This is a genomic window from Stenotrophomonas sp. P5_A8 (assembly GCF_056400545.1).
The window spans coordinates 1-10676 of the sequence record NZ_JBFULB010000128.1; the positions used below are offsets into that span (position 1 = coordinate 1).

8 protein-coding genes are annotated in these 10676 nt (G+C 66.6%); 2 read left to right on the forward strand and 6 right to left on the reverse strand.

The window, feature by feature from the left end:
- The 6 genes from AC1DQP_RS10895 to AC1DQP_RS10920 all read right to left on the reverse strand — a co-directional run.
- Window positions 1-1292 (reverse strand): Orn/Lys/Arg decarboxylase N-terminal domain-containing protein (locus AC1DQP_RS10895; RefSeq protein ID WP_478051583.1); only part of this gene is annotated, 1292 nt, incomplete at its 3' end.
- A gap of 21 nt (window positions 1293-1313) precedes the next feature.
- Window positions 1314-2660, reverse strand: coding sequence for an arginine/agmatine antiporter (gene adiC, locus AC1DQP_RS10900; RefSeq protein WP_256774159.1), 1347 nt, complete (start codon window positions 2658-2660; stop codon window positions 1314-1316).
- A 51-nt stretch (window positions 2661-2711) separates the two neighbouring features.
- Window positions 2712-4166 (reverse strand): DcaP family trimeric outer membrane transporter, encoded by a 1455-nt coding sequence (locus AC1DQP_RS10905; protein WP_478051584.1) that lies wholly within the window; start codon window positions 4164-4166, stop codon window positions 2712-2714.
- 443 nt (window positions 4167-4609) lie between these two features.
- The gene (dsbG, locus tag AC1DQP_RS10910; RefSeq protein ID WP_478051585.1) at window positions 4610-5437 is read right to left on the reverse strand and encodes a thiol:disulfide interchange protein DsbG; all 828 of its coding nucleotides are present in this window, start codon (window positions 5435-5437) and stop codon (window positions 4610-4612) included.
- A gap of 40 nt (window positions 5438-5477) precedes the next feature.
- The gene (locus tag AC1DQP_RS10915; RefSeq protein WP_457322212.1) at window positions 5478-6278 is read right to left on the reverse strand and encodes a TlpA family protein disulfide reductase; all 801 of its coding nucleotides are present in this window, start codon (window positions 6276-6278) and stop codon (window positions 5478-5480) included.
- A 180-nt stretch (window positions 6279-6458) separates the two neighbouring features.
- Complete coding sequence (locus tag AC1DQP_RS10920) at window positions 6459-7526, reverse strand: GlxA family transcriptional regulator (RefSeq protein ID WP_457319661.1); 1068 nt, start codon at window positions 7524-7526, stop codon at window positions 6459-6461.
- Window positions 7527-7746: 220 nt separating this feature from the next.
- Between AC1DQP_RS10920 and AC1DQP_RS10925 the strand changes: the two genes are divergently transcribed.
- Both AC1DQP_RS10925 and AC1DQP_RS10930 read left to right on the forward strand, forming a co-directional pair.
- Window positions 7747-8145 carry a heavy metal-responsive transcriptional regulator gene (locus tag AC1DQP_RS10925; RefSeq protein ID WP_457319662.1) on the forward strand — a complete coding sequence of 133 codons (399 nt, stop codon included), beginning with the start codon at window positions 7747-7749 and terminating at the stop codon, window positions 8143-8145.
- Window positions 8142-10544 carry a heavy metal translocating P-type ATPase gene (locus AC1DQP_RS10930; protein ID WP_457319663.1) on the forward strand — a complete coding sequence of 801 codons (2403 nt, stop codon included), beginning with the start codon at window positions 8142-8144 and terminating at the stop codon, window positions 10542-10544. Before AC1DQP_RS10925 ends, AC1DQP_RS10930 begins: the two co-directional genes overlap by 4 nt.
- Window positions 10545-10676 lie beyond the last annotated feature (132 nt).

Consider the following 10676-nt stretch of genomic DNA (forward strand, 5'->3'; position numbering starts at 1 on the left):
GTGGTGGTGTGCATCATGAAGGCTTCGTTGAAACGCTCGGCGTCCAGCGCGCGGCTGGCCGCATTGCGAACATGGATCATCGAGGCCTGTGAGAACGCGGCCAGCAGTTTGTGGGTGGAATGGGTGGTGAAGATGATCGCATCCTGCTCGCGCGGCTTGCCCTTGKCCATGCCGTAGTGGTTCTCGTAGAACGGATGGAAGGCCGCATACGCATACCAGGCTTCATCGAAATGCAGGAAATCAACCGCGCTGCCGATTTCCTCGGCGATCTTCTCAGCGTTGTAGCACAGCCCGTCGTAGGTGGAATTGGTCACCACCGCGATGCGCGGCTTGGAACCGGCCTTGTAGGCCTTGCTGGCCAGCGGATTGGCCGCGATGGCCGCCTGCAACGACGCGGGGGTGAACTGGTCCAGGCTGATCGGCCCGATGATGCCGTGCGCGTTGCGGCTGGGGGTGAAGTACACCGGGATGCCGCCGGTCATGATCAGCGAGTGCAGCAGGGATTTGTGGCAGTTGCGGTCCACGAACACCACATCGCCCCGCCCCACGGTCCCGTGCCAGACGATCTTGTTGGCGGTGGAAGTGCCGTTGGTGACGAAGAAGGTATGGTCGGCACCGAAGTTGCGCGCCGCCTCGTTCTCGGCCTCTTTGATCGGGCCGGTATGGTCCAGCAGCGAGCCCAGCTCCGGCACCGAGATCGACAGATCGCTGCGCAGGGTGTTTTCCCCGTAAAACTGGTGGAACGCACGTCCCACCGGCGACTTGGTGAACGCCACGCCGCCGGCATGCCCAGGCGTATGCCAGGAGTAATTCGACTCGGCGGTGTGGTGGATCAACGCCTTGAAGAACGGCGGCAGCAGGTTGGCCATGTAGTCTTCGGCCGCACRCATCACCTGGCGCGAGATGAAGCTCTTGGTATCTTCGAACAGGAAGATATAGCCGTGCACGAACTTCAGCAGCTTGCTCGGCACCTTCTCGATGGTGCGCCGCTCGCCGTACAGGAACACCGGCAGGTTGGCACGGCGGGCGGTCTGCTCGCGCAGGAAGGCAAGCAGACGCTGGAACTGCTCGGGATTCTCTTCGGTGCCATCGATGGAGATCAGCACCGCTGAGGCAGCCACATAGGTGCGCGCACCAGCCTGCGCATCGGCCAGGGTCAGGCCACACAGCACGCGCTGGTCGCTCTTGCGCAGCTCGTCCACCAGCGCACGGATCAGGATGCCGCCGATCCGCGGTGACTCGTAATCGTCGTCGATGACGATGATGGGGTAATCAAGGGACTTGAAGTACACGGGGATTCTCCTGGGGCAATATCACGAAAGCGTCGCGCGGACGGCAGAATCGAGCGCGGGCAGACCGCGCTGGCGGCGCCGCTCTTCRCTGAAGAACGGATAGAACACCGTGATGAACAGCACGAACAGGAAGGCGTACTGGACGATGCTGCCGGACGAGCCAAAGATCGCCCACAAGCAGTACACCACTGTCACGCTGGTCAGCAGCCAGAACGCGCCGGTATGCACCAACGTGTGCGAGCGCTCGACCACGAAGTAGCAGGCCACGCAGGAATAGATGTAGGGCAGCAGGGTCAGCACCACGGCGGCCGARGTGATCACATCGAACTGCGCCGAGGCGGTTTTGGAGGTGGAGGTGACCAGTACGGCCACCGTCATCAGTACTGCCACGATCAGCACGCCCTTGACCGGCACGTCGTCCTTGTTGGTCTTGCTGAAGATGCTGGGGAACAGGCCGTCATCGGAGGCAGCCTTTGCGCTCTGCGCGGTCAGCAGGATCCAGCCGCCAAGCGAGCCGGCCGCGCCGACGAAGGCACACAGGCTGACCAGCGCACCGCCCCACCCGCCCACTGCATTGGCCGCAGCCAGCGCGAACGGCGCATCGGACACCTGCAGGTCGCCATTGGGCACCATGCCCATGATCACCGAGGAGCTGGCGATGTAGGCCACCGCGGCCAGGAATACACCGGCCAGGGTGGCGCGCGCCACGTTCTTCTCCGGGTTCTCCACTACGCCGGCGGTCACCGAGGCCGATTCCACGCCGATGAACGCCCACAGGGTCAGCGCGGCAGCACTGGACACCGCGCCGAAGTTGGACTCGCCGGACACGTTGTAGGCGCCCTTGAAGATGGTTGGGTCGAAGAAGAACCAGCCGAAGATCGCAATGCCCAGGATCGGGACCAGCGCGAAGCTGGTGGTCACCGTCTGCAGCTTGCTGACGAACGACGGACCGATCACGTTGGCAAAGCTCAAGGCCCACACCAGCGCCAGCACCGCCAGGCAGCGCGGCAGCGGCTCGGACAGAATCGGGAAGAAGTAGCTGAAATACCCCACCGCCGCGATCGGAATGGCCACGTTGCCGATCCAGTTGGCGAACCAGTAAATGGTGTTGGTCTGGAAGCCCATGTAAGGGCCGAACCAATCGCGCGCGTAGGCGTAGGGACCGCCGGCCTTGGGCGCCAGCTTGCCAAGCTTGGCGAACACGAAGGCCAGCAGCAGTGCGCCGGCGGTGGTGATCAGCCAGCCCCAGATCGAGGCGGTACCGATCTTGGCCAGGCTGGACGGCAGCAGGAACACCCCCGAACCCATCATGTTGCCGGCCACCAGGAAGGTGGCACCGACCACCCCGATTTTCTTCGCTTTTGCCATGACGCTTTCTCCTTTGCCTGGCAGGGGCCCGATCGCGCCGGGCGCTGGGGTCTACTTGATGAAGTTGTATTGCAGGCTGCCTTGCAGCCGCACCGTGTCGCCGCGTTGTCCGCCCTGCTGCTCCAGCTGCCCGTACAACAGCTCCATGCCCATCGTCCACGACGGTGCCGGGCTCCAGATCAGGTTGAACAGGCCGTAACGGCTGCGGCGGAACGCATCGGCAGCCAGCGCGTCGTTGCGTTTGCTGTTGAGCTGCCCGTAGACCAGGTTGGACCGCCACATCGGCGACCAGTAGTGCGTGTAGCCGACGAAACCGCCCTGTAGCGAGAGCAGCGCAAGGCGTCCATCGGCGCGCACCACCGCATCCATGCCCGAGCCGGTCAGGTCGGCGGTGTAACGGGCCAGGCCCGTGCCGCCCAATGCGCCAAACAGCAGCAGGTCCTGTTCGCCCACCGCGGCCGAGCCGCTCACCTGCAGCCCGCCGCCAATGCGGCGATCATCACTGGCATCGCCGTCGTAGCCCAGGCTGCGCGCCACCGCACCCAGCTGCAGGTGGCCCCAGCTGCGCTCCATGCGCGCGGTAACGGTCACATCCGGCGCCTGGTTGACCGCACCGATGCCCTCGCCCGGCGCGCTGAGCTGCGTGTCCGGATCTTCGGCGGCGACGGTCAACGTGTTGCCCTTGCCCAGCGGGAAGCTGTGGTGGATACCGGCCACCAGCAGGTAGCCGGCGCCACCGGGACCGGCGAAATCCAGCGTGTCGGGCAGGCTGTCGGCGTCCATGAAGGTCGCATAGCCATAACCTGCGTAGGTGTTGCCGAGCTGCCCATACGCGTGTCGCAGACGGAACTGGTAGCTGTCGCTGCTGCCGAAGAAATCGTTCTCCAGGTAGAAGCGCAGGTTGCCGTGCGTGGTCGGGCGCCGCGCTTCGAAACTGAAGCGCGTCTGCTTGGCATGCAGGGTGAAGTTGGATACGTCACGGTGTGGACCGCCGACCGGGATGGAGGAGGTGACGAACTGTTCCTCATCACCGGCCGCACGCGAATCGGCGATCGCATCCAGCTTGGCGTAGCCGCCGATGCGGATCAGGGTGTCGGTACCGGGGATGGCGAAAAAGCCCTTCAGCTCCGGATCGGTCGGGCCGGCGGCACTGTCCGGGCGCGAGGCCGCCGAGGACGGATCGGACACAGAATCACGTGGTGGCAGGATGGCCTGGCCGACACCGGGCACCTGTGAGGCGCCAGCCTGGGCGAGCGTGTTGACGGGTATCGGAGGTGCAGCGGGTGCGGCGATCGACGTCGCCGGAGGCAGCGGGGCAGCGGCGGCACTGGACACCGCTGGCGGCGGCTTGTTCGATTCCAGCGCGTCCAGGCGTTTCTCCATCGCCGCCAGCGTGTGCCGCAGCGACTGGATCTCCTGCCGAAGCGCGTCAGCCGAATCCTGTGCATGGGCCGGTGTGGACGACAGCGCCGTCGCACAGGCAAGGGTCACTACAGCCAGGCGCATCACGTTCTCCATGAACCGCGAACAGCCTTGCCGCCGGTTTCCGATACGCACGCGCGCAGGAGTCCGAACGACAACCCGGTACTGCATGGCAGGCGTCGCACGCGCATCACGCAGACGGTTGAACCGTCACGTTGCCGGCGTGGTAGTGGCCCGCGTGGGATTCCCTCCTCATCCCGGCTGGCATGACGGTTGTCGCCCGCATGCCAGCGCTTTGAGTAACAATGGCAGGGTGAGCAACCCGTGAAGCCTGGCCGTCGCTCCAATGACCGCGGAACGGTTGCATCGCGGTGAATACGCGTGGTGGCGGACGTTGTCTGCATGCACACAGCGTAGTGCGCGTGTCGTTTTCGGCCTTGATCGAAATCAACCGCCACGGGCCGTAAATGTGACCTACCGCACGCCGGCGTTGCACCGGCGCGTGGCCTTTCATCCCGCCCGTGGCATCAGCGCGGCCCCATCACCAGATCCATGTCCTTGCCCTGCGGCATGCCCGAGCGGCGGTCGAGCAGGCCCTTGTCATCCTTGAACAGGATGCCCGGGGTGCCCTGGAAGCCCATCTCGATCATCAGCTCCTGGTTGGCGTTGAGCTTGTTGGCCACCTCGGTGGACAGCTTCGCCACCGGCTTGATGCCGCCCTTGTCGAACGCATGCTCGTTCTCCAGCAATGCCGCGCTGGGATTGGAGGATGTCAGGATCGCCGCGGCCTTGGCCGGGCTGTCCTCGCGGATCACGCCGACCATGATGTGGCGCAGCTGCACCTTGCCACTGTCCACCCACGGCCGCGCTGCTTCCCAGAACCGATGGCAGTACGGGCAGTTGGCGTCGCTGAAGGTGTACACCACGCGCGGCGCATCGGCGCGACCGTCGCGCACCCACGCGCTGGCGTCGAGCTTGCTCCACATCCGGTCGGACATCGGCTTGGCCGCGAGCTTCTCCATTGCCGCCGCGCCCACTTCCTCGCCTTTCTCGTCGAACAGGCTGCCCACCAGCACATGCTTGCCATCGGGGGTCACGTAGGCGGCCGCCGGCTGCTGGCCCCCCACCACCCCGGCGAACCCACGCAGGCCACCGGGTGCATCGAACTCGCCGAGCACTTCGAAGCCATGCTTCTCGATGCCCTTGAGCACGGCCGGCCGATCAACGGTCTTGGTCGCCTTGGCAGTGGTGGCCGAGGGCGCCTGCGGCGACTGCGCCTGGCTGCAGCCGGCCAGCGCCATCAGCAGGGCCGTGGCAAGCAGGGAGCCCAGCGGGCGCGAGGATGTCAACAACATGGCAACTCCTGGTATCAGCAAAAGGGGGACGCGCCGCGCCTCAGCGCAGCGCGTCAAGCCGTGCCTGCAGGCCGGCCGCACTGAGTTCCCCCATGTGCAGGCCCTGCAGACGGCCGCTTGAATCGAAGAACAGGGTAGTCGGATACGCGTGCACCTGCAGCCGTTCGGAGGTCAGGCTGTCAGGATCCAGCAGCACGTTGTGCAGCGACAGGCGCTCGCTGGCCAGGAACTGCTGCACGTCCTCGACCGTTTCTCCCTGGTTGACAAACACGAAGCGCATCGCCGGATCACGCGCCTGCGCGCCGGCGAAGATCGGCATTTCGCGGCGGCACGGGCCGCACCAGCTGGCCCACAGGTTGACCACGACCGGCTGACCGCCCTCCCCGCCCAGCGTGGCCGGTTGCCCTTGCAGCGACTGCAGGGTAAGCGCGGGCAGCGCGATACGTGACTGCTGCAGCTGCGCCATGCCCAGCGACAGTCCGATCCAGCACAGCACCCCGGCCACGGTGCCGGCCCACACCGGTCGTCGCAGCGCTGGCCAGCGCTGCAGACGCCACATTCCCCAACCGATGCCCACCAGCAACGCCAGCCACGGCAGCAAGCCACCATCACCCACCCGCAGCACCGCCCATGGATCGGCCAGGTAATCGCGCCAGTGCAGCATCACGAAACCCACGCGTCCGCCCAACAGGCCAAGCAACAACATGTCCAGCAGCAACGCACCCGGCTTGGGCTGGCCGTCCTGCAGCGGCGGCCGCAACCAACGCGCCACACCCATGGCCAGCAACCCGCCCAACACGACCCACACCACGCCCAGCGGTACCGGGCCAACACTGCTCATCATCCAGCCATCTCCGGTGCCGCGACGTCCCACGCCGCGACACCTGTATTCGTATCGACCCCGACCGCATGGTCCCAGCCCATCCCGGATCGGGCAAGCCGCAACCGCACATACGACAACGGCAGGCCGCATGCGCGTACCCGCCGTTGCATCTACGTCCTGCCTGCTGGCACGGCGACGTCAGGCCGCAGACCGCATCGGCTCTTCGACATCACGCGGTACGCTGGTGCGCGTGCGCTCACCGCGACGCTGCACGAAGATCTGCCGGCGATAACGTGCCGGGGTCACCCCGACGATACGCAGGAACAGACGGCGGAATGCGCTCTGGTCGGAATAGCCAACCGCCCACGACACTTCATCCACTACCCCGCCGGCCTGCAGCAACAACTGCGCCTTGGCGATGCGCAGGCGCTGGCAGTACTCGATCGGACGCAGCCCGGTGGCCTTGAGGAAACGCCGCTGCAGGGTGCGCGGCTCCAGCCCGGAGGAGTCGCAGATGTCCTGCAGCGTCACCCCGCGCGCGGCGATGGTATGCAGCCAGCGCTGCGCCTTGAGGATGCAGCGGTCACCATGGGCGAAGTTGGGACTGAAGCGTTCCAGGTCGTCCTGCACCGCGCGCGGGATCACCAGTTGCAGCTGCGCGATCGCCTCGGCCATCACGCTCTGTCCGTACACCCGCGCAAGCAGCCGCAGGCTGAGGTACTTCCACGCATCCACGCCGGACGCACTGAGCAGGTCGCCGTCATCGACCAGGGCACGATCACCCTGCAACCAGCTCGGGACCATCGAGGCCAGCGAGGGGCAACGCGCCACGTCCGGCAGGCTCACCGTGCGTCCGGCCAACACGCCGCTGGCGGCCATCAGCAGCCCGCCTTCATCGCAGCCGGCCAGCACGCTTCCGCCATCGTGGCAGTCGCGAAGCCACGCCAGCATGCGCTCATCCGGCGGCGCCAGCGGCCAGCTCGGCTCATTGCCGGGCACGACCACGATCGCTGGCGGCGCATCACCGAACAGCTCGGCACCGGCGACCCGCTGCACACCCCGGCTGGACAGCGTCCACCGGGTGACCAGCATCCGCGCACCCTGGCGCTTGACGGCCGCAGCCGTGCGGTTGCAGCGCTGCGCCAGTTCGGACAGCACAGGCGCCGCTGCCCTCAGGCTGCCGGGGTACTCGAGCACGGCCACTTCCATCAGGACCGGCGATGCGCTCTTGGGGACAGTCGACAGGGGGGTGAAGGGTGCATCCATGGGCAAGCTCCTCAAGCAAGATCTGTAACCAGCGAAACCCACGTGGGACAAGGGATTTCCGCGAATCTGATCGAGCCTACGGAGGCGGCGGCGCGGCGGCTATGAAACTAGTTGTATTTTTCGGTCCAGGCGCGACATCGGCAGGCTGCCCTTCAGCAACCCTTGACTCTTGACCAGACTCCAGGGTTTACGCTGCGCCCAGCTCTTCAACGAGGTGGACATGAACATAGGACAGCTCGCACGCGAATCCGGCGTGCCGATCGACACCGTGCGCTATTACGAGCGCCAGCACCTGCTGCCCACCGCGCGCCGCAGCGCGGGCGGCTACCGGGTCTTCGACGGCAACGACCTGACCCGGCTGCAGTTCATCCGGCGCGCCAAGGCCCTGGGCTTCACCCTGGAAGAAATCGGTGAACTGCTCAGCCTGAGCGACCAGCGCGGCAAGGACATGGGCCAGGTGCGCGACAGCGCCGTGCACAAGCTGGCCGACATCGAACAACGCATCGTCGAGCTGCAGCGCATGCACGGCGCGCTCAAGCAACTGGTCGACGCCTGCCCCGGCCACGGCGAGCTCGCGCAATGCCCGATTCTTGCCGCCCTGACGGAGTCCCGCCCATGAACCATGACCACCGCCACGGCGGCAGCAGTTGCTGCAGCAGCACGCCGGCGCCCGCCCCGGTCCCGGCACACGGCAACCGCTGCTGCGGCAGCAAGCCACCTGGCGACGCGCAGACCGTCAAGGATCTGGTCTGCGGCATGGACGTGGATCCGGCCACCACGGCCCATCATGCCCGCCACGACGGCAGCGACTACCCCTTCTGCAGCGATGGCTGCCGCCGCAAATTCATCACCGACCCACAGCGCTATCTCGATCCGTCATCGCATGTGGCCGCGCCGGTTCCGGCCGGCACGCTCTACACCTGCCCGATGGACCCGCAGATCGTGCAGGAAGGCCCCGGCACCTGCCCCATCTGCGGCATGGCGCTGGAACCGATGATGCCCAGCCTGGACGAGGGCGAGAATCCCGAACTGACCGACTTCCGCCGCCGCTTCTGGTGGAGCCTGCCGCTGAGCGTGGCCACCATGGCGTTGGCGATGCTGGCGATGACGCCCTTGTTGCGCGGCCTGTCGCCCGACCTGCGGGTGTGGATCGAACTGGCGCTGGCCACCCCGGTGGTGCTGTGGGCCGGTTGGCCGTTCCTGCAGCGCTGGGCGCAGTCCATCGGCAACCGAAGTCCGAACATGTGGACCCTGATCGGCACCGGCGTGCTGGCTGCCTACGGCTACAGCGTGGTCGCCACGATCGCGCCGGACCTGTTCCCCGCTTCCTTCCGCCAGCACGGCCATGTCGGGGTGTACTTCGAAGCGGCCGCAGTGATCATCTCGCTGACCCTGCTGGGCCAGTTGATGGAACTGCGCGCGCGTGACAAGACCTCGGCGGCGATCAAGGCGCTGCTCGGTCTGGCCCCGAAGACCGCTCGGGTACTGCGCGAGGATGGCCACGAGGAAGATGTCGACATCGGCCAACTGCAACCGGGCGATCGCCTGCGCGTGCGCCCCGGCGAAAAGGTGCCGGTTGACGGCACCGTGCTGGAAGGCCGCTCCTCCATCGACGAATCGATGCTCACCGGTGAAGCGGTGCCGGTCGGCAAGGGCGTCGGCGACAGCGTGATCGGCGCCACCCTCAACGGCACCGGCAGCCTGGTGATCCGCGCCGACCGCCTGGGCGATGACAGCATGCTCGCGCAGATCGTGCAGCTGGTGGCGCAGGCCCAGCGCTCGCGCGCACCGATGCAGCGCCTGGCCGACAGGGTCGCTTACTGGTTCGTGCTGGCGGTGCTGCTGGCCGCGGTGCTGACGTTCTTCGGCTGGGGCCTGTTCGGACCGGAACCGTCGTGGACCCATGGCGTGCTCAGTGCGGTGGCCGTGCTGATCATCGCCTGCCCGTGTGCGCTGGGACTGGCCACGCCGATGTCGATCATGGTCGCCACCGGTCGGGCCGCGCAGCACGGCGTACTGTTCCGCGACGCCGAAGCAATCGAGGCGCTGCGCCAGATCGATACGCTGGTGGTGGACAAGACCGGCACGCTGACCGAAGGCCGACCGCAGTTCCGCGACGTACAGGCCGTCGCCCCGTTCGCCGTCAATGAGGTGCTGCAGTGGGCGGCGAGCCTCGACCAGGGCAGCGAACATCCGCTGGCCGCGGCCATCGTGGCCGAAGCCAGGCAACGCGGCGTGCCGTTGTCGCCGGTGGCGGCGTTCGATTCGCTGACCGGCATGGGTGTGCGTGGCAGCGTGGACGGCAAGCCGATGCTGCTGGGCAACGCAGCGCTGATGCAGGAACAGGGTATCGCGCTGGACGCCCTGCGTGAGCATGCCGCAGGCCTGCGTCGCGCCGCTGCCAGCGTGATGTACCTGGCCGTCGATGGACAGCTTGCCGGGCTGCTTGCGGTGGCCGATCCGATCAAGGCATCCACCGCCGAGGCAATCGCGGCGCTGCATCGCGACGGTCTGCGCATCGTGATGGCCAGCGGCGACGGCATCGCCACCGCCGAAGCGGTCGCGCGCGAACTCGGGTTGGACGAGGTGCACGGTGAAATGCGCCCGGCCGACAAGGCCGCGCTGATCCGAACGCTGCAGGCGCAGGGACGCAAGGTGGCGATGGCCGGCGACGGCATCAACGATGCACCTGCACTGGCCACGGCCGATGTCGGCATCGCGATGGGCAATGGCACCGACGTGGCGATGTCCAGCGCGCAGGTCACGCTGGTCAAGGGCGACCTGTGCGGGATCCTGCGTGCACGCCAGCTGTCCACCGCCAGCGTGCGCAACATGCGCCAGAACCTGGGCTTCGCCTTCCTCTACAACGGGCTCGGCATTCCGGTCGCGGCCGGCCTGCTGTATCCGCTTGGGATCACGTTGTCGCCGATGCTGGCGGCCGTGGCGATGAGCTTGAGTTCGGTGTCGGTGATCAGCAACGCGTTGCGTCTGCGTCATCAACGTTTGCCGAGTGCATGAAATGCGATTTTTCGCTTGCCAATCCAAAACGCCATCGCTATGATTCCGCTCCTCACGACGTGGGGCCATAGCTCAGCTGGGAGAGCGCCTGCATGGCATGCAGGAGGTCGGCGGTTCGATCCCGCCTGGCTC